The sequence below is a fragment of the Arthrobacter sp. ISL-72 genome (assembly GCF_018613755.1).
GTDB lineage: Bacteria > Actinomycetota > Actinomycetes > Actinomycetales > Micrococcaceae > Arthrobacter.
The window spans coordinates 390,412-414,552 of sequence record NZ_JAGGPP010000008.1 but is presented as its reverse complement, the minus strand read 5'-3'; the positions used below and the strand labels follow the sequence as shown (position 1 = coordinate 414,552).

General features: G+C 65.2%; 25 protein-coding genes. 12 read left to right on the top strand and 13 right to left on the bottom strand.

The genetic code is table 11. The features are described from left to right. The first annotated feature begins 92 nt into the window (after positions 1–92). The 4 genes from J7I92_RS09890 to J7I92_RS09875 all read left to right on the top strand — a co-directional run bounded on the left by J7I92_RS09890 (position 93) and on the right by J7I92_RS09875 (position 4,395). Entirely contained in the window at positions 93–1,022 is a 930-nt protein-coding gene (locus tag J7I92_RS09890; RefSeq protein ID WP_214839952.1) for an aldose 1-epimerase family protein, read from the top strand. A 71-nt stretch (positions 1,023–1,093) separates the two neighbouring features. Beyond that, positions 1,094–2,518: an AI-2E family transporter gene (locus tag J7I92_RS09885; protein ID WP_214839950.1), complete on the top strand. Its 1,425-nt coding sequence runs from the start codon at positions 1,094–1,096 to the stop codon at positions 2,516–2,518. Positions 2,519–2,521: 3 nt separating this feature from the next. Continuing rightward, positions 2,522–3,760 carry a threonine ammonia-lyase gene (gene ilvA, locus J7I92_RS09880; RefSeq protein ID WP_214839949.1) on the top strand — a complete coding sequence of 413 codons (1,239 nt, stop codon included), beginning with the start codon at positions 2,522–2,524 and terminating at the stop codon, positions 3,758–3,760. A gap of 8 nt (positions 3,761–3,768) precedes the next feature. Further along, the gene (locus J7I92_RS09875; RefSeq protein WP_214839948.1) at positions 3,769–4,395 is read left to right on the top strand and encodes a rhomboid family intramembrane serine protease; all 627 of its coding nucleotides are present in this window, start codon (positions 3,769–3,771) and stop codon (positions 4,393–4,395) included. 102 nt (positions 4,396–4,497) lie between these two features. Here the strand turns inward: J7I92_RS09875 and greA are convergent, their stop codons facing one another. After that, positions 4,498–4,992 carry a transcription elongation factor GreA gene (gene greA, locus J7I92_RS09870; protein ID WP_214839947.1) on the bottom strand — a complete coding sequence of 165 codons (495 nt, stop codon included), beginning with the start codon at positions 4,990–4,992 and terminating at the stop codon, positions 4,498–4,500. Between the two features lie 215 nt (positions 4,993–5,207). Further along, positions 5,208–5,666: a DUF4307 domain-containing protein gene (locus J7I92_RS09865; RefSeq protein ID WP_214839946.1), complete on the bottom strand. Its 459-nt coding sequence runs from the start codon at positions 5,664–5,666 to the stop codon at positions 5,208–5,210. A 93-nt stretch (positions 5,667–5,759) separates the two neighbouring features. On the opposite strand from J7I92_RS09865, the gene mca reads away from it, so the two are divergent. The 3 genes from mca (at position 5,760) to J7I92_RS09850 (ending at position 9,384) form a co-directional block, all read left to right on the top strand. Further along, complete coding sequence (gene mca, locus J7I92_RS09860) at positions 5,760–6,665, top strand: mycothiol conjugate amidase Mca (RefSeq protein ID WP_214839945.1); 906 nt, start codon at positions 5,760–5,762, stop codon at positions 6,663–6,665. 66 nt (positions 6,666–6,731) lie between these two features. Continuing rightward, positions 6,732–7,127: a hypothetical protein gene (locus J7I92_RS09855; RefSeq protein ID WP_214839943.1), complete on the top strand. Its 396-nt coding sequence runs from the start codon at positions 6,732–6,734 to the stop codon at positions 7,125–7,127. Continuing rightward, entirely contained in the window at positions 7,105–9,384 is a 2,280-nt protein-coding gene (locus J7I92_RS09850) for a thioredoxin domain-containing protein (protein WP_214839941.1), read from the top strand. The genes J7I92_RS09855 and J7I92_RS09850 overlap by 23 nt, the downstream gene beginning before the upstream one ends. Positions 9,385–9,444: 60 nt before the next feature. On the opposite strand, the gene J7I92_RS09845 is transcribed toward J7I92_RS09850, so the two are convergent. Next, positions 9,445–10,116, bottom strand: coding sequence for a hemolysin III family protein (locus J7I92_RS09845; RefSeq protein WP_214840189.1), 672 nt, complete (start codon positions 10,114–10,116; stop codon positions 9,445–9,447). 210 nt (positions 10,117–10,326) lie between these two features. On the opposite strand from J7I92_RS09845, the gene J7I92_RS09840 reads away from it, so the two are divergent. Together J7I92_RS09840 and J7I92_RS09835 are read left to right on the top strand one after the other, a co-directional pair. Then, positions 10,327–11,088: an isoprenyl transferase gene (locus J7I92_RS09840; protein WP_214840182.1), complete on the top strand. Its 762-nt coding sequence runs from the start codon at positions 10,327–10,329 to the stop codon at positions 11,086–11,088. A 258-nt stretch (positions 11,089–11,346) separates the two neighbouring features. After that, positions 11,347–12,789 carry a PhoH family protein gene (locus tag J7I92_RS09835; RefSeq protein WP_214839940.1) on the top strand — a complete coding sequence of 481 codons (1,443 nt, stop codon included), beginning with the start codon at positions 11,347–11,349 and terminating at the stop codon, positions 12,787–12,789. Between the two features lie 39 nt (positions 12,790–12,828). On the opposite strand, the gene J7I92_RS09830 is transcribed toward J7I92_RS09835, so the two are convergent. Next, a complete protein-coding gene (locus J7I92_RS09830; protein ID WP_214839938.1) occupies positions 12,829–13,473 on the bottom strand; it encodes a GNAT family N-acetyltransferase in 645 nt (214 codons plus the stop codon). Between the two features lie 37 nt (positions 13,474–13,510). Next, entirely contained in the window at positions 13,511–14,299 is a 789-nt protein-coding gene (locus J7I92_RS09825; protein WP_214839936.1) for a hypothetical protein, read from the bottom strand. A gap of 58 nt (positions 14,300–14,357) precedes the next feature. Between J7I92_RS09825 and J7I92_RS09820 the strand changes: the two genes are divergently transcribed. Continuing rightward, positions 14,358–14,918: an A24 family peptidase gene (locus J7I92_RS09820; protein ID WP_214839934.1), complete on the top strand. Its 561-nt coding sequence runs from the start codon at positions 14,358–14,360 to the stop codon at positions 14,916–14,918. Between the two features lie 54 nt (positions 14,919–14,972). Continuing rightward, entirely contained in the window at positions 14,973–15,443 is a 471-nt protein-coding gene (locus J7I92_RS09815; protein WP_214839932.1) for an NUDIX domain-containing protein, read from the top strand. Positions 15,444–15,501: 58 nt separating this feature from the next. Here the strand turns inward: J7I92_RS09815 and J7I92_RS09810 are convergent, their stop codons facing one another. The 5 genes from J7I92_RS09810 to J7I92_RS09790 form a co-directional block, all read right to left on the bottom strand. Further along, the gene (locus tag J7I92_RS09810) at positions 15,502–17,115 is read right to left on the bottom strand and encodes an MDR family MFS transporter (RefSeq protein WP_214839930.1); all 1,614 of its coding nucleotides are present in this window, start codon (positions 17,113–17,115) and stop codon (positions 15,502–15,504) included. Then, a complete protein-coding gene (locus J7I92_RS09805; protein WP_214839928.1) occupies positions 17,112–17,783 on the bottom strand; it encodes a TetR/AcrR family transcriptional regulator in 672 nt (223 codons plus the stop codon). The genes J7I92_RS09810 and J7I92_RS09805 overlap by 4 nt, the downstream gene beginning before the upstream one ends. 250 nt (positions 17,784–18,033) lie before the next feature. After that, complete coding sequence (locus J7I92_RS09800) at positions 18,034–19,455, bottom strand: class II fumarate hydratase (RefSeq protein WP_214839926.1); 1,422 nt, start codon at positions 19,453–19,455, stop codon at positions 18,034–18,036. Between the two features lie 94 nt (positions 19,456–19,549). After that, positions 19,550–20,164, bottom strand: coding sequence for a carbonic anhydrase (locus tag J7I92_RS09795; RefSeq protein ID WP_214839924.1), 615 nt, complete (start codon positions 20,162–20,164; stop codon positions 19,550–19,552). 9 nt (positions 20,165–20,173) lie between these two features. Continuing rightward, a complete protein-coding gene (locus tag J7I92_RS09790) occupies positions 20,174–20,881 on the bottom strand; it encodes a DUF4245 domain-containing protein (protein ID WP_214839923.1) in 708 nt (235 codons plus the stop codon). A gap of 193 nt (positions 20,882–21,074) precedes the next feature. Here J7I92_RS09790 and glpX point away from each other — a divergent pair, with 193 nt between their 5' ends. Beyond that, positions 21,075–22,097, top strand: coding sequence for a class II fructose-bisphosphatase (glpX, locus tag J7I92_RS09785; protein ID WP_214840180.1), 1,023 nt, complete (start codon positions 21,075–21,077; stop codon positions 22,095–22,097). Positions 22,098–22,149: 52 nt separating this feature from the next. Here glpX and J7I92_RS09780 read toward each other — a convergent pair whose 3' ends face one another. The 3 genes from J7I92_RS09780 to J7I92_RS09770 all read right to left on the bottom strand — a co-directional run bounded on the left by J7I92_RS09780 (position 22,150) and on the right by J7I92_RS09770 (position 24,140). Next, entirely contained in the window at positions 22,150–22,491 is a 342-nt protein-coding gene (locus J7I92_RS09780) for a hypothetical protein (protein ID WP_214839922.1), read from the bottom strand. Then, complete coding sequence (locus tag J7I92_RS09775; protein ID WP_214839921.1) at positions 22,430–22,750, bottom strand: hypothetical protein; 321 nt, start codon at positions 22,748–22,750, stop codon at positions 22,430–22,432. Before J7I92_RS09775 ends, J7I92_RS09780 begins: the two co-directional genes overlap by 62 nt. A 442-nt stretch (positions 22,751–23,192) precedes the next feature. After that, a complete protein-coding gene (locus J7I92_RS09770) occupies positions 23,193–24,140 on the bottom strand; it encodes a lipid II:glycine glycyltransferase FemX (RefSeq protein WP_214839920.1) in 948 nt (315 codons plus the stop codon). Position 24,141: the final 1 nt, after the last annotated feature.

Below are 24,141 nucleotides of genomic sequence, written 5' to 3'. Positions count from 1 at the left end.
AAAAAGAAAGACTTTCGAACAAAAGTTAACATTGCGTCCTGTGCCTCTCGGGTGTGGGTCTGGACGCAGGCTGAACAGGTACCGTTGTGCCCATGACTCCTAGCACGCCGCATGGCCCGCGCCGCTATGCCTCCGGCCGGCAGTACGAACTCCGTCGCGGCGATGCACTGGCCGTTGTCACAGAGCTGGCCGCCGGCCTTCGGCTCTACGAGAGAGGCGGCGTTCAGCTGACGGAAACATACGGCGATGCTTCCATCCCGCCGGGCGCCACGGGCATCACCCTGGCGCCCTGGGCCAACCGGGTGGAAGACGGAGTCTGGTACCTGGAAGGCAAGAAGCAGCAGCTGGACATCACCGAAGTATCCCGCAACAACGCAAGCCATGGCCTGCTGCGCAACGCCTCCTATGAGCTCGTGGACGAGTCAGAGTTTTCAGTCACGCTCGAAGCCGCCATCTTCCCGCAGCACGGCTACCCGTTCCTGCTCCGGCACCGCGTTCAATATGTCCTGGCCGACGACCTGGGGCTCGTCGTCCGCCAGACCGTGGTCAACGATTCCCAGGCGCCCGCCCCCTTCGTTCTCGGTGCGCACCCTTATCTCAGGCTGGGCGAAGTGCCTGACGGGGATCTGGTCCTTACCGTGCACGCCGGCAGCCGCCTTGTGGCTGATGAACGGCTCATACCCCGCAGCTCCGAACCGGTCAGTGGTGATGCGGACCTCCGCGGCGGCCGGACGGTTTCCGAACTGGACATCGACGTCGCCTTCACAGACCTGGTGTTCGACGGCGGTGTTGCCCGCCAGACGCTCAAGGCGTCCGACGGCCGCAGCGTCAGCCTTTGGCAGGACGAGGGCTGCGGCTATGTCCACGTCTTCGTCACCGACCGGTACCCCGGCAGGGCAAAAGCTGTTGCCATTGAACCCATGACCGGCGCGGCGAACGCGTTCAACAGCGGGGACGGCCTGCGCTGGCTCCCCGCGGGGGAGTCGTTCACCATGACGTGGGGCATCAGCGCCTCGCTTTAGCTTTGTGCCCAGGCATGTGGCGCCCGGCGGCCGGGTTTCCCATCGGGGCCGGGCTGGGGAAGTATTAGGCTATGACGCCAGCTAAGGACGCCGCACCAGACCCTAGACCCGACGCGCGCAACGACGGCCGCGCCGGAGCCGCGCTGCCTCCAACGGGAGTTGACCTGCCTGCCGCCGCGTTGCCTGCCGCGGCGTTGCCGGCCTCCGGAGCTGCCGCGGCTGCACCGGCCGGCCCCTTGCGCGTGCTTACTGACCGTGAACTGGACCAGGACATCCCCTATGGAGTGCGGATTGCCGCCTCGTGGGCGTGGCGTCTTGGCCTAATTCTCCTGGTCAGTGCGGCGCTGATCTGGCTGCTGAGCAAGATCAGCTTTCTGATAATCCCCGTGATGGTGGCCGCGTTGCTCGCCGGCCTGCTGAGTCCCATTACACGCTGGCTCAGGGCTCACAGCCTGCCCAACGGCGCTGCCGTGGCCATTACAGTGCTGGGATTCATCGGCCTCATAGCCGGCGCCCTGGCCCTCGTGGGACGGCAGCTCGTCCGCGGATTCAGCGAACTGTGGAGTGAGGCCCTGACCGGCATCCAGCAGATCCAGGGCTGGCTGGCGGAAGGTCCGCTTCACCTGACAGCAGCCCAGATGGACCAGTACCTGAAGGAGGCAACGGCCGCACTCCAGAACAACAGCAGCAGCATCCTCAGCGGCGCCCTCTCGTTCGGCAGCACTGCGGGACACTTTGCCGCGGGACTGATCCTCTCGTTATTTGTCCTGATTTTCTTCCTGCTCGAAGGCGGCCGGATCTGGGGTTTCCTGGTCCGGCTGCTGCCGCGCAAGGCGCAGGCCGCCACGAACGGTGCAGGCCGCAGGGGCTGGGCGTCCATGGTCAGCTATGCGCGCATCCAGATGTTCGTGGCCTTCGTGGACGCCGTGGGAATCGGCGCGGGTGCAGCCATCATCGGCGTTCCGCTTGCCCTGCCATTGGGAGTTTTGGTTTTTATCGGATCCTTTATTCCGATCGTGGGTGCCCTGGTGACCGGGGCCGTGGCCGTGCTCCTGGCCCTGGTGGCCAACGGTTGGGTCAACGCATTGTTCATGCTGGGGATCGTGCTGCTGGTCCAGCAGCTGGAAAGCCACATCCTGCAGCCGCTCGTTATGGGCAAGGCCGTGGCACTGCATCCGGTGGCCGTTATTCTGTCCGTGGCAGCCGGTTCCTACCTCGCCGGCATCCCCGGAGCCCTCTTCTCGGTGCCCATCCTGGCCGTAGCAAACTCGGCGATTCGATATATAGCTGCCAGAACGTGGGAATATGAAGGGGTGCCGGCGACGGCGGGCCCGGATGCCACCGGGGACCCCGGACCCGGCCAGGACAACACCTTCAAGGATGTCTATCTTCCCGGTGCGATTCCGGGACGCGGCAAGGGCGCCGCACAGTCAACGGGAACTCCCGCCGGACATTCCGGCCCGGACGCCCCAGCCGAATTTCCCAAAGGAGACTAGTTCGTGAAAACCCTCAATAGCCTGCCCGTCACGTTGGACAATGTCCTGGAGGCGCAGAAGCTGCTTGAGGGGATTATTACCCGGACCCCGGTGGAATCCTCGCGTGCGTTGGGCGCCATGGTGGGCGGCGACGTCTTCTTCAAATGCGAAAACCTCCAGCGCGCGGGCTCCTTCAAGGTCCGCGGCGCGTATGTCCGCATGGCCAAGCTATCGGCCGACGAGAAAAAGCGCGGCGTCGTCGCGGCTTCCGCCGGAAACCACGCCCAGGGCGTCGCGGTGGCAGCGAAGAGCCTGGGTATCAAGGCGCGCATCTACATGCCGCTGGGGGTGGCGCTGCCCAAGCTCGCCGCCACCCGCAGCCACGGGGCCGAAGTGATCCTGCACGGGCACAACGTCGACGAAGCTCTAGCCGAAGCCCAGCGCTACGCTGATGAAACCGGCGCCGTTTTTGTCCACCCCTTCGATAACGTGGACGTGGTGGCCGGCCAGGGCACCGTGGGGCTGGAGATCCTGGAACAGGTGCCCCACGTTGACACCATCCTGATGGGTGTCGGCGGCGGCGGTCTCCTTGCAGGCGTGGCCGTTGCGGTAAAGGCGAGGGCCCGGGAGCTGGGCCGGGACATCCGGATCATCGGCGTCCAGGCCGAGAACGCCGCAGCCTACCCGCCGTCCCTCGCTGCTGACGCCTTGGTGCCCTTGAAGAAGGTCTCCACCATGGCGGACGGCATCGCCGTGGGCCGTCCGGGGCAGCTGCCGTTCAGCATCATTCGGGAACTCGTGGACGACGTGGTGACCGTCAGCGAGGATTCGCTCGCCCGGGCCCTGATTTTCCTGCTCGAACGCGCCAAGATGGTGGTGGAGCCCGCCGGTGCCGTCGGCGTCGCCGCCCTGATGGACGGCAAGATCGAGAATCCCGGGACCACGGCTGTCATCCTTTCCGGCGGCAACATCGATCCGATGCTGATGCTGAAGGTGATCCAGCGGGGTCTCTCCGCGGCAGGCCGCTACATGACAGTCCGCATGATGCTGGACGACCGCCCCGGTTCGCTGGCCACCATCGCCCGGATCATCGCAGAGAACGACGCCAACGTCACGGGCCTGGACCACACCCGGGTGGGCGGTTCCATCAGCATGGGTGACGTCTCCATCACGGTGAACCTGGAAACCAAAGGCCACGAGCACTGCGAGAAGGTCCTCGGAGCGCTCCGTGCCGAAGGTTTCCAGCCGATCGTGGTCCACTAGGGCTCACGATGCTGGACGTTCCGGGGGGCCGACCGCAAACAAGGCAAACGCCTGCCGCCCGTGCGCAGGGCGGGCTGCTGGTCACGGGGCTGTTCGTCGTTCTCCTGTTCGGGATCGAGCTGGTCAATGCAGCCACCTTCCATGCCCTGAACAGGACGTTCGGCCTCCGGCCGCGGAGCGCGGATGGACTACTGGACATCCTCACGTTTCCCCTGTTCCACGCGAACCTGGGCCACGTGGCGTCCAACGCGCTGCCGCTGATCGTCTTTGGCTTCCTGGTTTTTATGTCCGGTCTCAGGGTTTTCCTGACGGCGGTGGCCCTCAGCTGGTTCGGCTCCGGCCTGGCGGTGTGGCTGATCGGCGGCTGGGGCATCACTGTGGGCGCTTCGGGCCTGGTCTTCGGCCTTTTCGCCTTCCTGCTGGTCCGCGGCTTCTTCAACCGCAACTGGTGGCACGTGGCACTTTCAGTTGTCCTGTTCCTCAGCTATGGCGGAATCCTGTTCGGCATCCTCCCCAGCGTCGCAGGTTTCGTTTCCTGGCAGGCACACCTGGGCGGCGCGCTGGGCGGCGTCGCCGCCGCGATGCTGCTGAAGCGCCGCGGGCTTCCGCAGCAGCGCGGGGCGGCGGAGAGATAAGGCACAACGCACGACGCCGACCGTCCCCGCGGAGGGGACTGCCGGCGTCGTGCGTTAACGTCTTTGCAGTGGTTCCGGAGCAGCGGCGCCGGAGTCCCGCTTCTAGCCTGCGTACGGCTTGGCAGAGATGATCTCCACCGAGATGTCCTTGCCGTTCGGGGCAGTGTAGCTGAGCTTGTCGCCCTCCTTGTGGCCCACGATGGCGGAGCCAAGGGGGGACTTTTCGCTGAAGACATCAAGATCCGAGTCGCCCGCGATCTCGCGGGAGCCGAGCAGGAAGGTCTCCTCGTCGCCGGCGATCTTCGCGACGACGATCATCCCGGGCTCGACGATCCCGTCGTCAGCCGGCGACTCGCCGACGTGGGCATCCCGGAGCAGGACAGTGAGCTGGCGGATCCGGGCTTCGATCTTGCCCTGCTCCTCTTTGGCGGCGTGGTAGCCGCCGTTTTCCTTGAGGTCGCCTTCCTGGCGTGCAGCTTCGATCTTCTGGACGATTTCCGCCCGGCCGGCGCCGGAGAGGTGGTCCAGCTCTGCCTTCAGGCGGTCAAAAGCTTCCTGGGTAAGCCAAGCTGCAGTTGCGCTGTTGGTGGTAGACACGGACTTCTCCTTTTTGGTGGTCTAACAAGTTTGCGGTCAAACAAGCAAAGACCCCGCCACGGTGGCCACTTGTGGGACTCAGTAACCAGCTCAGCGGGGTGAAGGTATTGGTCCATTGTAGTCAATGCAGTGGACAAACCAAAGAAGGCTTGCGGTGTGGGTCACAGGCGGGTGTCACAGCGGGCGGCCCGATCCCTGGCGGAAACTGCGGCCGGCTACTTGTTCGCTTCCGGAATCCAGCAGCTGTCCACGACGCCGGAAACAGAGAGGGACTCAGTGCGCACCACGGCACGATGGGCTGTGGTGCGGCCTCCGTCGGCGGTGGCATCCGCGGGATTCGGACCAATGTCCAGAACTTTCCAGCCGACCACGGCGAACTTGGAATCAAGGGCCTTGACCGCACATTTGACGGCGGTTCCCGGCTCCTTGGTGACCTGGAAATCGATCTCCGCCTGGGTTGCGTCCGTGGTGCTGTAGCCGATGTCCTTGAACGTTACGGTCTCGGTGTTCAGGGACGCTGAAATCCACGCCATGAAACCGATCCCGGTAGCGAGTGCAGCGATTCCGGTGATCCGCCTGGCTTTGGGGGAGAGGGCGCGCTTTTGGCCCCCGTAACGATTGGCTAGGGTGGTAGGTACCGGCGCCGAAGTGGCCGGCTGATCCTCGGATGTCACCATTCCAGTTTAGTGTGGATCCGAGCGGGATAATTCCGCTTCCCCGCCGCCGTGGAACCGCAACCTAAAATCGAAGAAAGCGAGCCGTTTCAGATGACAGCGTCCGCAAGCCAGTCGCAACCGCTCCGCCTGCTGGCCGTCCACGCTCACCCTGATGACGAATCGAGCAAGGGCGCCGCCACCATGGCCATGTACGCCGCTGCGGGCGTCGATGTGATGGTGGCCACCTGCACTGACGGATCGCGGGGCGACATCCAGAACCCCGCAGTGGAGAACGAACCGCACCCCAAGCGGGACATGGCCGGTGCCCGCCGCATTGAAATGGACAACGCAGCCCGGGTGTTGGGAATCCGTCAGCGCTGGCTCGGCTTCGTGGACTCCGGGCTGCCCGAGGGCGACCCGCTTCCGCCGCTCCCGCCGGGCTCGTTCGCCCTCCAGCCGCTGGAACTGGCAGCGGCTCCGCTGGTCAGGCTGGTGCGCAACTTCAAGCCCCAGGTGATCCTCAGCTACGACGAAAACGGCGGCTATCCCCATCCCGACCACATCATGGCCCACCGCGTGGCAGTGGAAGCCTTCGAAGCGGCCGGCGATCCCGAGCGGTATCAGGGTATCGGCGAGCCCTGGACGCCCAGCAAGCTGTACTACGACCGTGCATTCAGCCCTGAACGGTTCCGGGCTCTCCACTTTGCGCTCGAGGAGGCGGGCCTGCAGTCGCCCTACGCCGAACGGCTGGCAGCATGGCTCGAGGCTGATGCCGAAGGCCACACTCCGCCGCTTCCGACGCACCCCACCACCACGCAGATCGACTGCGGGGACTATTTCGAAACCCGGGATAACGCGCTCCGCGCCCACCGCACCCAGGTGGATCCGTTGGGCTTCTTCTTTGCCGTGTCCCCGGACATGCAGCGACGCGCCTGGCCCTGGGAGGACTACACCCTGGTCCAGTCCCGGGTGCCTTCGGAACTGCCGGAAAAGGACCTGTTCGCAGGGCTAAGATAGAGACAGGCCTACTTCTATGTCCCGTAGAAGTCGAGGCCCTCAATACGCTCCACAGAAGGTTTAACCGTGCATCACTTGCTCATTGCTCTCGCGACGACCCCGGCACCCAGCCCCACGCCGTCGCTGCGCCCTGGCCTCTCCGAAGACCAGGTGACTCCGGGCATGTGGGGCTTCATCATGACGGCCTTCTTCGTGCTGGCCACCACGCTGCTGATCGTTGACATGGTGCGGCGCATCCGCCGGGTCCGCTACCGCGCGCAGGTCGAGGAAGAACGTCTGGCCACGTTGCAGGCCGAAGAGCAGGCGCGGCAGGAGCTGCCGGGCAGCAGCGCCCCCGGCACGCAGACTTCCGGCGCGCAGGGGTCCGGCTCTCAGGGCGGACCGGACACCCAGGGAGCCCACGACGGCGGCGCCGACGTCCGGACGGAATCCAACGGTGATGAAGGCCCCGGACGGCGCTGACGGCGGAGTCGGCCAGAGGCGGGCGGGCACAGTCCGGCCCGGGGCAGGCAATGCCCTGGGTGGGGAACCGTCCGCCTACCTGAGGCAGCACGCGGACAATCCGGTGCACTGGCGGCCCTTCGGTGACGAAGCATTCCGCCTCGCCGCGGAGCGCGACGTGCCCGTATTCCTGTCCATTGGCTACGCCGCGTGCCACTGGTGCCACGTGATGGCACACGAATCTTTCGAAGACCAGGAAACAGCCGACTACCTCAACGCGAACTTCGTGGCCATCAAGGTTGACCGGGAAGAGCGTCCCGACGTCGATGCCGTCTACATGGCTGCGACCCAGGCGATCAGCGGCGAAGGCGGCTGGCCGATGTCCGTATTCCTGACACCGGATGGCCGCGCCTTCCATGCCGGAACCTACTTCCCGCCCCGGCCCATGCCCGGCCGGCCCTCGTTCCGCCAGCTCCTCAAGGCGGTCCGCGAAGCCTGGCTGGAACGCCGTGAGGGCGTAGAACACAACGCCGAGTTGCTGGCCAGCGGGATGGCTGAAACCCAGCTTGCGGCAGCAGTTCAACTGACCGGCCGGCCGGACCCTGTGGACGCGGGACTGCTCTCCGAAGCGGTCCGCGTGCTTGCCCGCTCCGAAGACCCGCAGGACGCCGGGTTCGGCACCGCACCCAAGTTCCCGCCGTCGCCCGTACTGGAATTCCTGATCCGGCATTCGGCAGCGGCATCGGAGACCGCCCGTGCGGCCCGCGACATGGCGGGCCGGGCGCTGGCCGCCATGTCCCGGTCTGCGCTGTTTGATCAGCTGGACGGCGGCTTTGCCCGCTACTCCGTCACACGGGACTGGTCCGTGCCGCACTTCGAAAAGATGCTCTACGACAACGCCCAGTTACTGCGGGCCTACGTCCACTGGGTCCGGCTCGGCGGCGACGAAGTGTACCCCGCGGAGGAAGCCGCGGACATTGCCTCCCGCACTGCGGACTGGATGCTGGCATCGCTGGGTCTTTCCGCCCCAGATGACGCCGGCGGCCCTGCCGAGGCTTTTGCCTCGTCGCTGGACGCCGACACTGTGGTGGACGGGAAGCACCACGAGGGCGCGAGCTACCTCTGGACCCCGGCGGAGCTGAAGGAAATCCTGGGGCCCGACGACGGCCAGGCTGTAGCAGCGCTGATGAACGTCCGGGCCGAGGGCACCGTAACGGCCACGGCCTCACCGCTTCATCCGGGCCGCAGGCTCGACGACGCCGAGGCCCTCCTCTGGGAGCGTGTGCGGCCGCGCCTGCTGGAGGCGCGTACCGCGCGTCCCCAGCCCGCCCGGGACGACAAGGTGGTGGCCGGCTGGAACGGGCTGGCCGTTGCCGCGCTGGCTGAGGCGGGGGCGGTTCTGGACCGGCCGGAGCTGGTGGCCGCAGCCGATCGGACGGCCGCATACCTTGAGCGGGTCCACTGGCAGGATTCCGATCCCGGCGCTGAACCCGGCCCCGAACCCGGCGCGCAACCAGTCGGCGGGCCCGGCACGCTGGTGCGTGTTTCGCATGCCGGCCAGGCCCGGGGGATCGGCGGCCTGCTGGAAGACTATGCCTTCAGCGCTGATGGGTTCCTGACCCTTTACGGGGTAACAGGGGCCGAGCGGTGGTACCTGCTCGCCGAAGAGGTGCTGCGGGCCGCGTGCCTGCGGTTTGCGGCCGACGGGACGCTGGTGGACACCGCGGGTGAATCATCGCAGGTGTTCAACGCCCAGGGGCGGCGGGCCGGCCTGGAGCCCTTCGACAATGCCACCCCCAGCGGCGCGGCCGCGTTCGCCGGAGCACTCTTGAGCTATTCAGCGCTCTCCGGTTCAACCGGGCACCGGATCATGGCCGGCAATATCATGTCGCTGCTGCCGGCCCTGGCGACGCGGGCGCCCCGGGCGGCCGGCTGGCTGCTGGCCACGGCACAGGCGGCGCTGGCGGGCCCGGTGGAGGCCGCCGTCGTCGGACCTGATGGTCCGGAGCGAACCGAACTCCACCACGCACTGATGCTGTCCGCCAGTCCCGGGCTGGTGGTTGCGATGGCGTCTCAGGCAACGCCGTCCGGGGCAAGGCCGTCCGACGGCGGCACCCCCGTCGCCGGCGGCGCCGCCGCCTCAGTGCCGCTGCTGGAAGGCAGGACAGCCGCGCCCGACGGCTCGCCGCAGGTGTTCCTCTGCCGGGGCATGGTGTGCGAACGACCGGTGGGCTCCGTGCCTGAACTGCTGGAGCGACTCGCTGCGGTGACAGGCTGATTCATTCCCGCACGCGGCGTTGGTGTTCCCGGCCGGTCTTCCCGGCCGCGCTGCGCTGCCTTAAGCCGGCCGGCTGAGGACAGCGATGGCGATGGCGATGAAGTGTGCGGCGAAGGCGAACACGGTGAAGGCGTGGAAGAGCTCGTGGAATCCAAAGTGCCGGTAGCTGAAGTTCGGCTTTTTGAGCGCGTAAAAAACGGCTCCCGCTATGTAGAGCGCCCCGCCAACGCAGATCAGGACTGCGGAGGCAATGCTGGCCGAGAAAAAGTCCGGCAGGTAGAAGAGGGCACCGCACCCCAGGGCGATGTAGATGGGAACGTAGAGCCAGCGCGGCGCGTGGGTCCACAGCACCCGGAACAGCACGCCCAGAATGGCGCCGGACCAGATGACCCACAGCAGCACCACTGCCTTGGGCCGTTCCAGCAGCGCCCACGCGAGCGGCGTGTAGCTGCCGGCGATCACCAGCATGATGTTCGTGTGGTCGAGGCGTTTGAGGACGATCTTGACGCGGGGCGACCAGTTCCCCCGGTGGTACACGGCGCTGACCCCGAACAGCAGTACGCCCGTAACGGCGTAGACCGCGGAGGCGATTTTAAGGTCGGCAGTGGGTGCCAACAGGATCAGGACCAGCCCGGCGGCTAGTGCCAGCGGCGCGGTGACGGTGTGGATCCAGCCGCGCCATTTGGGCTTGATTGTCAGCAGCTCCGCGATGCGGACTGCTGCATCGTCCATCGGGCTCGATTTCCGGCCGCGGCCTGCTTCCGGCGCCGGTTGGGGAGGATTGCTTTGCATGGCTCCAGAATAAACTACGTTCCAGTAAGTTACTTATGAGTAACGGCGGGGCCCCGAATTGTGGAATCCCGGTGCACCGTGTCCCGGTTGCGGGCGGGTAGCCTAGGAATGCACTGCCGTCACACATAAGGAAGTCAGGTGAGCCTCCCGATGGAGTTGCCCGGGATCCTCTACGGCTTCTATGAACGCAGGCTCCTGCGCTCGCTGGACAAGGACCGCATCCCCAAACACATCGGAGTAATGGTGGACGGCAACCGCCGCTGGGCCAGGCAGTTCAATGCACCCACCAGCCAGGGACACCAGGCGGGCGCCGACAAGATCCATGAATTCCTCGGATGGTGCCAGGAACTGGGCATCAAGGTGGTCACGCTCTACATGCTCTCCACCGATAACATGAGCCGCTCCGGTGAAGAGCTGGACCTGCTGATGGGAATCATCGCGAACACCTTGGACCGGCTGGACGAAGATGAGGACGTCTCGGTACACGCCATGGGGGCGCCGGAACTGCTTCCGGACTATCTGGCGGAGCGGCTCAACAAGCTGACAGCACGTACGCCGGTGCAAGAAAAAATCCACGTCAACGTCGCTGTGGGCTACGGCGGGCGCCGTGAAATCGTGGATGCTGTCCGGGAACTGCTCCATGACGCCGTGGACCGGGGCGAGGACATCGGGCAGCTTGCCGATGAGCTCACCGTCGATGACATCTCACGGTTCCTCTACACCCGCGGCCAGCCGGATCCGGACCTCGTGATCCGCACTTCCGGCGAGCAGCGGCTGTCCGGATTCCTGATGTGGCAGAGCGCCTACAGCGAGTTCTATTTCTGTGAAGCACTCTGGCCCGCCTTCCGCAAGGTCGATTTCCTCCGGGCACTGCGTGACTACGCCGGCAGGCAGCGACGCTTCGGTTCCTGATGCCGGGCCCCGGCGCAGGCCAGGTCCGTTCATGCGGAGTTCACGCGAACGCAACACGAATCGCCGAAGAAATAGTCTGGGAAACAAAGCCGCGGGGAATTACGTTGATTTCATTAGCAGGCAAACTGCCGGCTGATCGGGGAGGCCAGTACATGGAGCGGATTCTCGCACCGGATGTATGGGAGGCCGGAACCGGCCTCGTGGCCGATCCGCCTCACCTATAAAAATCCGGGCGTGCGCCCCGGGGCTGGAGTCGATGTGGCTATTTCTGAACAACTGCCCGACGTCCTTTCTGACCAGGGAGAGAAAGCTACCTCTCGCGCCAAGCGAGCAACCTCACAGACCGGTGCGGCGAAATATGACGCTGTGGCCGGTCTTGCTGTATCCGGCGAAAATGCCGCGACAGAAGACACTGTGTGGAGCTTTGTCATCGACACCTCGGTTTTGCTCTCCGACCCCCGCGCCCTGCTTCGGTTCGCAGAGCACGAAGTCATTGTGCCGATCGTGGTTATTACGGAACTTGAGGGCAAGCGGCATGACCCCGAGCTGGGTTACTTCGCACGCAAGGCGCTGCGGCTCCTGGATGACCTCAGGGTCCAGCACGGCGGGCTCGACCGTCCGATTCCCCTCGGGGATGATGGCGGCACGCTCATGGTGGAAATGAACCATATCTCCACCGAGGTGCTCCCCGCGGGTTTCCGCGGGGCGGACAACGACAGCCGCATCCTCGCCGTCGCGAAGAACCTCGCCAACGAGGGCCGCAACGTCACGGTGGTCTCCAAGGACCTGCCGATGCGGGTCAAGGCTTCGGCAATGGGACTGCTCGCGGACGAGTATCGCAACGAACTGGTGAAGGACTCGGGCTGGACAGGGGTGGCTGAGGTCGAAGCCAGCGAGGAGGACGTTTCCACCCTCTACGGCCACGAGCCGGTCTTTATTGCGGCGGCGGCGGAGATGCCCGTCAACACCGGCCTGGTGCTGCTCTCCAACCGGGGTTCCGCGCTGGGACGCGTGGGTGCGGACAAGCAGGTCCGGCTGGTCAAGGGGGACCGTGACGTCTTCGGACTGCACGGCCGTTCCGCGGAGCAGCGGCTGGCGATCGACATGCTGATGGATCCGTCCGTCGGCATCGTGTCGATCGGCGGGCGGGCAGGCACCGGCAAGTCGGCGCTGGCGCTCTGTGCCGGTCTCGAGGCCGTGCTGGAACGCCGCGAACACCGCAAGGTCATCGTCTTCCGGCCGCTCTACGCAGTGGGCGGGCAGGAGCTCGGCTACCTGCCCGGTTCCGAGGCGGAGAAAATGAACCCCTGGGCGCAGGCAGTCTTTGACACCCTCGGGGCGCTGGTCAGCCAGGAGGTCGTGGAGGAAGTCATGGACCGGGGCATGCTGGAGGTCATGCCGCTGACCCACATCCGCGGCCGCTCGCTCCATGACGCGTTCGTGATCGTGGATGAGGCGCAGTCGCTCGAAAAGAACGTCCTCCTGACCGTGATGAGCCGGATCGGCCAGAACTCCAAGATCGTCCTGACCCACGACGTCGCCCAGCGCGACAACCTGCGGGTCGGGCGGCACGACGGCGTAGCCGCCGTCGTCGAAACCCTCAAGGGGCACCCGCTCTTCGGACATATCACCCTGACCCGGTCGGAGCGGTCGCCGATCGCGGCCTTGGTGACGGAACTGCTTGAAGGGGCCGAAATCTAACGATCGGGGGCCGTGGCCGGATTAGCCGGCCACGGACCTTCAGATCCCGAGGAATTTCGCTGTGGCCTCGTGGCCCTGGACTTTCAGTGTCCAAGTCGGGCGTTTGAATGACTCCGGGGTCACCCTGACCTTCTGGACGTCCTGCATCTTGCCGCCCCAAGCGGCCCTGGTGACGCCGTTCAGGTCATAGCCCAGCGAACGGGATACGCCGAGGGACTTTTCGTTCCAGAAAGCTGCCTCGGATTCGGCCACTTCCGCTTCTAAATGATCGAAGGCGTAACTGACGACGGCGGCCCTCATCTCCTTGCCGAGGCCCCGGCCCTGGGCGGACTTCCGGAGCCAGGAGCCTGTGGTGACCGTCTTGAGAACCGCGAAGTCCTTCGCCTCAAGGTCCTGGCAGCCGATGAATTCACCGCCGTGCCAGATGCCGAGGGGGAGTGTCCAGCCCTCCGGCGAGACTCCGGCCCGGCAGCGCCAATACCACTGCGCCATGTTTGGGCCCGGGTTTTCTGCCGGCACGTCATTCCAAGGTATGCCAAAAGGATTGCGGCCAGGCTCACTGATGCCCGAGAGCGCCGCGTCGACAGCCGCCGGGATGTCATCGTCGCAGATCGGCCTGAGGACAAGCCGGGGTGTGGTCAGCGTGAGGCCTAGAGGCGGCCAGATGGCGGAGAGCTCGGTCATCAGCGAAGCTTAGCCAGCCCGGCAGTCTTGCGGCCAGTCATACGCCGCGGGAAATGTCCCAGCTGATGTGCCGGCGGACGTCGGTCAGGTTCATGGACTCGGCGAGGAATAGGTCATCGAGCATGTATTCGTCCACTGCCAGGATCCTGATCCAGTGTCCATGACTCTTCCATTCGTCCTCCAGGGGGCGGCTGGAAACGCAGACCCCTGTGCCGGCGTCGACCCGAATCAGGTTCCGCCCCGGGCGGCACAGCGGTGCTTCGGGATCCGACGGCCTGTATGCAGCGTTGGGAATCACGATGGTCTCGAACGCGGGGCGGCCCGCGTGGTCCACCTCAGTGAGGGGGCCGAGCTCCACCGCATTCGTGTTCGGGAATTCGATGGGCACTGGGGCGTTCCCGGCCAGCTCCACGGGGTCCAGCGCTGCGGCAAAGCGGCCGTTCCCGAAACAGGGCTCACCATAGGCTGCCTCCGGGCGCCGCCGGACCAGCCCGCCGTCGTCATACACGGGCGTGACCAGCTGCGGCGGCAGGAGCCAGGACTTCCGCGTGGCGCTGACGTAAAAGCCGTCCTTCGAATCATTGATCCCGGTGGTGCTGTGCAGCACCGCGCCGGCAGCGGACTCCAGCCTGAGGGCGCCCGGCCGGCGCAGCCAAGCCCGGACAAGGTCCTCCGGGACGGGATCCGGCCGGTCCACATACTCGAAACGGAGGCTCTGCCACTTCCAGGGCGAGGAACGGCACAGGTTCCTAAACTGCATGGCGACGTCGGCGGGCCTGTTCTGCTGACCGGTTTCCCCGTGACGCCTCGCGTCCCATGTCGACATATCCACAGTTTACGCGCGGGCTCAGCGGCGCAACGGGAAAATCCAGTAGCATCCGAGGGTGATCCAACGACTCGGCGAACTCTGGGATTCCACCCCGCTCGCCTTCTGGCTGGTGCTTGCGGCCTGCGCGTACTTCGGCGTGATGGCTGTGCGGCTCACCGTCATCGACGTCCGGCACCATCTCCTGCCCAACCGGATCGTTTTCCCGTCTTACGCCGTGGGCGGCGTGCTGCTGCTGGCCGCGGCGGTCACGGTCCTAGTGGCGGGCGCGGACGGCGGGGCAGTGCCCGACGGCGCCGCCCGGCTCTTCGGGCTCCCGGGGGTCCGGATCCTGGCCGGGGGCGCCGTGCTGTGGCTTTTCTACTTCGTCCTGCGCATGATCTATCCGCCAGGGATGGGTTTCGGCGATGTGAAGCTCGCCGGCGTCTTGGGGATGTACCTCGGCTACCTTGGCTGGGGCCATGTGTTCGCAGGGACCTTCGCCGCCTTCCTGCTGGGCGGGCTGTGGAGCCTGGGCCTGCTCGCTGCCCGCCGCGGAACACTCAAATCGGACATCCCGTTCGGCCCCTTCATGCTGGCCGGCACGGCGGCAGCCATGCTGCTCCTGCCCGCGGGCTGATGGCCTGCGCCGCCTTGCTGCGGGTTGGCCGGACGGGCGGGTTACGCTGAAGTCATGGCTGTGCCCGACTTCATCCTCAAGCTCCGCGAAAAAATCGGTCATGACCCGTTGTGGATTCCCGCGGTTCGCGGAGTGGTCTTCAACGACGACGGCCACGTCCTCCTGGGCCAGCGCGCCGACAACGGCCGGTGGACACTGATCTCCGGACTGCTGGAGCCGGGAGAGCATCCAGCCCCCGGGCTTATCCGGGAAATCTTCGAAGAAACAGCCGTCGTGGCGGAAACGGAACGCATGGTCTCCGTCGGCGTTGTGGGTCCGGTGACCTTCCCCAACGGCGATGTGTGCGACTTCCTGGACATTGTGTTCCGCTGCCGCCACGTCTCCGGCGAAGCCCGCGTGAACGACGACGAATCCGTGGCAGTGGGCTGGTTCCCGCTCGAGGAGCTGCCGGACATCAGGCCCGGAGACCGCGAATCCATCCGGCGCGCACTGCTGCCAGACGACACCGTCCACTACGAACCCTGACCGTGCCGGCGGCCGCAGCTGCGGCCGCCGGGTCCGGCCCTCCTGGACTCCGGCCCTCCTAGACGGTGGCGGACTGGCGTTCGGCCTCGAGGCGCTCAGCTTCCTCGCCGCCCACGGCCTCGCCGCGCGCCACCATGCCGGCTGTGTCGGACAACGGGATCTGCTTCAAGGTCAGTGCCAGGATCAGAGCGATGCCCAGGAACGGCAGCAGGTACCAGAACACGGGTGCGAGTGAATCTGCGTAGGCGTTCACGATTGCGTCGCGGAGCTGTCCCGGAAGCTGACTCAGAGCTTGCGGGTCCAGGGTCTGGGTGGACTGCGCGGCCTGCGCGGCAGAGGCCCCGGCCCCGGTGAAGGCGTTCGTCAGGGCCTCGGCCAGCCGGGAGGTGAAGATGGAGCCGAACACTGCAACGCCCAGGGAGGCACCGACTTCGCGGAAGTAGTTGTTGGTGCTGGTGGCCGTGCCGATCTGCTCCGCAGGCACGGAGTTCTGCACCACCAGGACGATGACCTGCATGATGGAGCCCAGCCCGGCGCCGAACACGAAGAGCTGGACGCAGATGACCCAGATGGGCGTGTCCGCGGTCAGCGTGGTCAGCCATAGCATGGCGCCCACGGTGAGGGCAGCTCCCATGATGGGGAACAGCTTGTACCTGCCGGTCTTGGAGATCCGGATTCCGGAGTAGATCGCCATGCCCATGAGGCCCGCCATCATGGGCAGCATGAGCAGCCCGGATTCGGCGGCGGAGGTCCCGGAGGACATCTGCAGGAAGGTCGGAACGAACGCGATGGCCGCGAACATGCCTAGGCCCAGCGTGAAGCCGATGGCCGTGGAATTCACGAAAATACGGTTCTTGAACAGGGCCAGCGGGATGATCGGGTCCTCGGCCCGCCGCTCCGCTGTCACGAAAGCCGCAGCTGCCAGCACGAGGCCTGCGCCGAATGCCCAGGTCAGCGGCGAATCCCAGCCTTCATCTTTCTTGCCACCAAAGTCGGTGAAGAAGATCAGGCATGTGGTGGCCGCTGAGAGCAGCAGCACGCCGAGGATGTCGATCCGCTTCTCGGCCTTCTTATTCGGGAGAGTCAGCGTGAACCAGGCGATGGCGAACGCGGCGATCCCGATCGGGATGTTGATGTAGAACGCCCACTCCCAGGTCAGGTGGTCAACGAAGTAGCCGCCCAGGAGGGGCCCGGCCACGGCGGACAGGCCGAAGATGGCACCGAGCGGGCCCATGTACTTGCCGCGCTCCTTGGCCGGGACGATGTCGGCGATGATGGCCTGCGAGAGGATCATGAGGCCGCCGCCGCCCAGGCCCTGGATGGCGCGGAAAACCACGAAGCCCCAGAAATCAGTGGCGAACGCGCAGCCCACCGAAGCGAGCGTGAAGAGGGCGATGGCCACGAGGAAAAGGTTGCGCCGGCCCAGGACGTCACCGAATTTGCCGTAGATGGGCATCACGATGGTGGTGGCCAGGAGGTAGGCGGTGGTGATCCAGGCCTGGTGTTCCACGCCGCCCAGCTTGCCCACGATGGTGGGCATCGCGGTGGAGACGATGGTCTGATCCAGGCTGGAAAGCAGCATCCCGGCGATCAGCGCCGAAAAAATGATCCAGATGCGTTTCTGGGTCAGCAGCAGCGGCTCGGCTGCTTTGGGACTGACTGCGGCGCTCATTGGTGTCCTTCGGGGGAGTCGGTCGAGGGGAGATTAAGGGGCTGTGAGAAAAGCAGGCGTGCGGCGGAGATGTTTTCCATCAGCAGGTCCTGGTATGAACGGGTATTGCCTTCGGAGAAGTAGGCCATGCTGGCGTGCCGGGCAATCCCGCCCAGGGTCACCACGGCCATCCGGACCACCGGGTGGTCCGGGGCCACACCCTCCCGGGCGGCGAGGACGCTGGCAAAATGGGCCTCCCGTTCCTCGGTGGCCCCGATGATCTTGAGCATCAGCTGGGGCTCTTTTTTGATGACGCCGATCAGCTGGCGGGTCTCTTCTTCCGAGGAGCTCATCCGTTCCGACATCTTCAGGCTCAGCTCCACCAGGTCCTGGAAGAGCGTAGGGGAAACTTCGCCCGAACCGGAGCCGGCACCGCCGCGGATGAAGTCGTCAAAGACTTCCTCGGGCAGCTCGTCGTCCACGTGCCCCAGGATGGCGTCCTCTTTGGACGGAAAGTAGTTGAAGAACGTCCGACGCGAGATGCCGGCCTGTTCGCACACTTCCTCCACGGTGTAGCCGGTTAGGCCCCGTTCCGCCGTCAGTGACCGGGCGACGGCGCTGATGGCACCGCGGGTGGCCACCCGCTTCCGCTCCCGGAGGCTGGCACTACTATTTGCACTATCACTCACAAAAGTGAAGTTTTGCACTCAAAACGAGTTAGTGCAAGTTTAGATCGAGGCGCCGCTGAGGGCCCACTGTAGACCCGTCGAGTTTTTGTCCACATATCGCGACTTCGTGGGCCTCCAACTCGCGATATCTGGACAAAAACTCCAAGGAGGGCAGCGCCAAAAACTCCGGGGAGGACAGAACAACAAAGAACGACGACGGCCGCCCGCCTTCGCTGCGAAGGGGGCGGCCGCCGTCGTACTTCTTTGGAAACTATGCCTTGTGCGGGGGGCGCGTCATGGACATGACGTCAAGGGCGGTGTCCAGCTGCTCTTCGGTGAGTTCGCCGCGCTCCAGGAAGCCCATGGCTACGACGGTCTCACGGATGGTCAAACCCTCAGCTACAGCCTTCTTGGCGATCTTGGCGGCGTTTTCGTAGCCGATGAACTTGTTCAGCGGGGTGACGATGGACGGTGAAGCCTCGGCGAGGAAGCGGGCCCGCTCGACGTTGGCGGTGATGCCGTCGATCATCTTGTCGGCCATGACGCGGCTGGTGTTGGCCAGCAGGCGCACGGACTCGAGCAGGTTGGCGGCCATGACGGGGATGCCGACGTTGAGTTCGAAGGCGCCGTTGGTGCCGGACCAGGCGATGGCGGTGTCGTTGCCGATGACCTGCGCGCAGACCATGATGGACGCTTCGCAGATGACCGGGTTGACCTTGCCCGGCATGATCGAGGAGCCGGGCTGGAGGTCCGGGATGGCGATTTCGCCGAGGCCGGTGTTGGGGCCGGAGCCCATCCAGCGGAGGTCGTTGTTGATCTTCATGAAGGAGATCGCGATGTTCCGCAGTTGGCTGGAGGCTTCGATGAGGCCGTCGCGGTTGGCCTGTGCCTCGAAGTGGTCGCGGGCCTCGGTCAGCGGCAGGCCGGTGTCGGTCGCAAGGAGTTCGATGACGCGCTCCGGGAAGCCGGCCGGGGTGTTGATGCCGGTGCCCACAGCGGTGCCGCCGAGGGGAACTTCCGCCACCCGGGGGAGGGAGGCGTTGATGCGCTCGATGCCGTAGCGGACCTGTGCGGCGTAGCCGCCGAACTCCTGGCCGAGGGTCACCGGGGTGGCGTCCATGAGGTGCGTACGGCCGGACTTGACGACGTCCTTGAACTCAAGGGCCTTGCGGTCCAGCGAATCAGCCAGGTAGCCGAGGGCCGGGATGAGGTCGTTGATCAGCGCTGACGTCGCCGCGACGTGGACCGAGGTGGGGAACACGTCGTTGGAGGACTGCGAGGCGTTGACGTGGTCGTTCGGGTGGACAACTTTGTCGCTGCCGGCGGACTTAAGGGCGCGGGTGGCAAGCTCCGCGATGACCTCGTTGGTGTTCATGTTCGAGGACGTGCCGGAGCCGGTCTGGAAGACGTCGATGGGGAAGTCGCCGTCGTACTTCCCGGCAGCAACCTCATCGGCAGCTTCCGCGATCGCCTTGGCCAGCTCGCCGTCGAGCACTCCAAGTTCAGCGTTGGCCTGGGCGGCAGCCTTCTTGACCCGGGCGAGGGCCTCGATGTGTGCGCGTTCCAGGGTTTTTCCGGAGATGGGGAAGTTTTCAACTGCACGCTGCGTCTGTGCACGGTACAGGGCGTTCACGGGGACGCGGACTTCGCCCATCGTGTCATGTTCAATGCGGAATTCTTCAGTGGAAGTCATGGGGCTAGCTTAGGGCGATTTGCGGCCGGGGCTGAAACCGTGAAGGGCTTGCGTCGGCGCCGGATGGCGCCGACGGTTCGTCCTCCAAGTGGTTCTAGAGGTCTCCGATTCCGGAAACAAGGTTTGCGCGGCCCTCGACGAGGCTGTAGGAGAGGCCGATGACCGCCGCCCTGCCGGTTTCAATTGCGGTGGAAATCACACGCGAGCTGTCGACAAGCCGCTGTGAGGTCTGCTTGACGTGCTCCACCACCATCTCGTTGACCTCATTTTCGTCGTTGCGCAGCGACGTCAGGACCGACGGCGTGATGCGCTCTACGAGGTCGCGGATGAAGCCGACGGGCATCTTGCCGGTTTCCACAGCGGTCTTTGTCGCGCTGACGGCGCCGCAGCTGTCGTGGCCGAGCACCACGATCAAGGGCACCCCGAGCACGCCGATGCTGTATTCCAGGGACCCAAGGACGGCGTCGTCGATGACCTGGCCGGCGGTGCGGACGACGAACGCGTCGCCCAGGCCTAGGTCAAAAATAATCTCTGCCGCGAGGCGGGAATCGGAGCAGCCGAAGATGACCGCGAAAGGGTGCTGGTTCTCGACCAGTGAGGAACGGCGCGATGCGTCCTGGTTGGGGTGGGAGGATTCTCCGGCAACGAAGCGCTCATTTCCTTCGCGCAGTCGCCGCCATGCCAGTGCTGGAGTCAGGTAAGTAGCCACGCCGCTACTTTACGACGAAGGAGCGGCCGAAGGTGAAACTGTGGCGGCAGGGTTACTTTCCAAGGACTTCACGACGGCGTCCGCCAGGACGGCGAACTCGTCCAGTTGGGCCGTGCCGGTCAAGACGACGGTGGTGCCTTTGTGAGCGAGCACCATGCTCTTCTCGCCCTTGCCGGTGTCCCGGAGTTCCCAGTCGAGGCCGCCGGCGTTGCGGCTTCCGGTGACGGGGGCGTTCTTGGTTTCCTGGAGCAGCCACGTCGGATTGGCCTTGGCGGTCTGGACCAGGCCGATGAAAGATTCCTTCGGCGTAAGGTAGCCAACCTCCCAGGTGGGCACCCCGGATTCGGTCCCGGACTCCCAGCGGGCGTAATTCGGACTGAATGTGTCGCCGGTCTCGGGTGCTACGGGTGTGAATCCCGCCACACCTGCCGCGTTGGAGGCCACGGCGCTGACGTCCACATTGGGCCGGTAGCCCTCTGACTTCGGCGCGGGATTCATCAAGACGATGGGCAGAAACGCGGCGACGCTCACCACCAGGGCAATGATCATCCCGATGACCGACGCATTGGCCCTTTTTGCCGCTGCGGCGCGGATAACAGGCTTAACAACGGGTGCATCGGCGGCGCCGGCAGGGCCTGCGGATGCGCCCGTGCTTGGCGTTTGGGTCTCGGGAGTGGACTTGTCCTGCGTTTCGCTCACCCTTCTATAGTCGCCCATTCGAACGCCGTTCTCACATTCCTGCCATTCCGCCGGTGAGGAACCGCCGTGTTTCACGGGCTGGTCATCCCATGACCTTCGGATGCCGCCGCGACTATGATCAGTATCAGAGGAATCACCGTGACGACTGATACCGGCCGTACGGGTTCAATGATCGCCACTCGAAGAAGAGGTTCACGTGTCACCAGCGCCTATGACCCAGCAGTACTCCACGATCTCCCCGTCGCTTGCCGTTGGCATTGACGAACCGGACCGCAACCTTGCCCTGGAACTTGTCCGCGTCACCGAAGCCGCGGCAATTGCCGGTGGCCACTGGGTGGGCTTCGGCGACAAGAACAAGGCTGACGGCGCAGCAGTCGACGCCATGCGCTCCTTCCTCCAGACCGTCCACTTCAACGGCGTTGTGGTCATCGGTGAAGGTGAGAAGGACGAAGCTCCCATGCTTTTCAATGGCGAGCGTGTCGGAGACGGCAACGGCCCCGAATGTGATGTTGCCGTCGACCCCATTGACGGAACCCGGCTGACCGCCCTGGGCATCAACAACGCCCTCGCCGTTCTCGCAGTTGCCGAACGCGGCTCCATGTTCGACCCCTCCGCCGTGTTCTACATGGAGAAGCTCGTCACGGGCCCGGAAGCGGCGGACATGGTCGACCTGCGGCTCCCCGTCAAGCAGAACCTGCATTTAATCGCCAAGGCAAAGGGCGTTAAGGTCAACCAGCTGAACGTCATGATCCTGGACCGGGACCGCCACCGTCCGCTCGTGGAGGAAATCCGCGAGGCCGGTGCCCGCACCAAGTTCATCATGGACGGCGACGTCGCCGGAGCCATCGCGGCTGCGCGCTCGGGAACCGGTGTCGACGCACTCATGGGTATAGGCGGAACGCCGGAAGGCATCGTCGCGGCATGTGCCATCAAGTCCCTCGGCGGCGTCATCCAGGGCCGCCTGTGGCCCACCAGCGATGACGAGAAGCAGAAGGCCATCGATGCCGGCCACGACCTTGAGCGCGTGCTTTCCACCAACGACCTCGTCTCCAGCGACAACTGCTACTTCGCAGCCACGGGAATCACCGACGGCGACCTCCTCAAGGGTGTGCGCTACTCCAAGGACAAGGTCCTGACCCAGTCGATCGTCATGCGGTCCAAGTCCGGAACCATCCGCTTCGTGGACGGCGAGCACCAGGCCAGCAAGTGGGAAGGCTACGCCCGCAAGAGCTAGCCCCGCCTTCTCCACGTCCTCCTTCAGCGCGAACGGACACTTGGGGCCCGGATCATACCGATTCAGGGCCCCAAGTCCCCGTTCGCGTTGTTCGTTGGCGGTGACCACCGAACCTCATCACGGCCTTGATTTTTTCGATCACGAACGGCTTGTCTCCTTCGAGGTCCTCCTTGAAGACGCGTACTTCGCGCCAACCGAGCCGTTCGGTTACGGTCCGACGGCGGGTGTCGCTTCGGACCTGGATCGGGTCAGCATGGTGGACACCGTCGTACTGCAAGGCGATCCGTTCCTCCGGATAGGCACCGTCCGGCCACACTGCTGCCTGTCCCCACTCATCGGTGATGACGTAGTTGAGTTCCGGGATGAGCGCCGACCATTCGACGTAACTCTGCAAGGGTGGACAGGGCTTCCTTGGGCCGGGGAAAGTCAGGGCCGTGGGCAACAACGATGGAATCACCGGCCGCGATCAGTTCGTCGACGGAAAGGACAGCAGCAAGATCGAGCCACGTCCTTTCCGGTGAGGTGACTCGTACGCCGTCGTGCATCATCACTTCGCCGTCCTTGAACGTCAGCCGGTGGCCCACCACATTGAGCCGGCGGGGTTTGCTGCCCGTGCGATCCCGGGCTACATGGATGCGCCAGTCCTCCTGCATCCATGGAGGAAGGCCGAACGCCCAAATGCGGGCAGCGGACTGGTGCGTCAGGACTGATTCGTCATCCAGGTCCGTATAAGCCCGGAGACTGCATGCAGCAAAGTTCGGGCTCTCCAGTGGGATTCGGATGCCACGGGAGGGGATGAGGACGTCGGATTGCCGCTGCCGCTTTCGGGGCACCCCCAAGGCGCTGGCGGCAGTTGAAGTGAAGGAACCGGTGAGTAGTTCACACGGCAGGGGCGTCCTGGGCATGCTCCAGTCTGCAACGCTTGGCGCAGGCCAGAGCTGTTATCCACAGGCGAACCGTCGCAGGAAGCGCGAACGGACACTTGAGGCCCCGAAACCCGGGCCCCAAGTGTCCGTTCGCGCTTTACCGCCGGGCCCCAAGTGTCCGTTCGCGCTTCGGGGGTGGGGCTTAAGTGTCCGTTCGCGCTGATGGGGGTTAGCTGCGGAGGGTGCGGAGCTTTTCGCGGGCCTTCCGGGCCAGCTGGTAGGCGCCGTAACGAGCCTTCTTCACGGGGAGATCCCAGGTGCCCGGGTAGGCGACTTCACGGCCGCCGAAGGACTTCTTGAACGCGGTGAACCCGGCCCACTTGTGGTTGGGGTCGTCTTCCGGGGCCACACCCCACAGGTCGACGTGCTTGAGGCCCTTCTCCTTGGCATCTGCCATAAGCGTTACCAGCAGCGGTATGCCGGCGCTGAGCTTCCGGTGCGAGTCGTCCAGCGCCGCATGGGCGTAGGTGCGGGTGTCGGCGGAGTCGTAGGCCAGGGCAGCGGCGATCGGGCCGCCATGGCGTTCGGCGATGAACAGCGTGGCTGCACCTGCGGACATCAGCGATTGCGCAACCTGGCTGAGGTACTCATCGCTCTGCGGCTTGAAGCGGCTGCGTTTCGCCGTCATGTGCAGGAAGTTCAGGAGGATGCGGATGTCCTCCGGATCCTGCGACGTCCGGAACGTCACGTCCTTCTTGTGGATGTTCCGGTAGAGGTTCCGGTTCACGGGCTTCATCTCCGCCAGGACGTCTTTGAAGTCCCGGTCAAGGTCCACGATCCAGCTCAGTTCAGGCTGCTGGCTGACGGGGGCCGGACGCAGGCCGCGGCTCCGCAAAATTGTTTCGGAATCAGGGGTTTCGAAGCCGGCACTGACCGGCTCGATCCGGACGAATGCCGCCCCGGACCTGCGGGCCAGCGCCACCAGAGCCGCCAGGGAGGCGTCGAACGCATCCAGCGAAGACGCCACGGGACCGTACGGGGCGTAGAGGACCTTGCCCGCCGGATTCTTCTCCTCCACGGCAAGGAAGCTCCAGCCTGCACCTGACTGTTCGTGCACCGTGCGGCCCAGGGAGCGCTGGAATTCCGCCCATTGCGGGGTCTGCAGGAAGTATTCCACC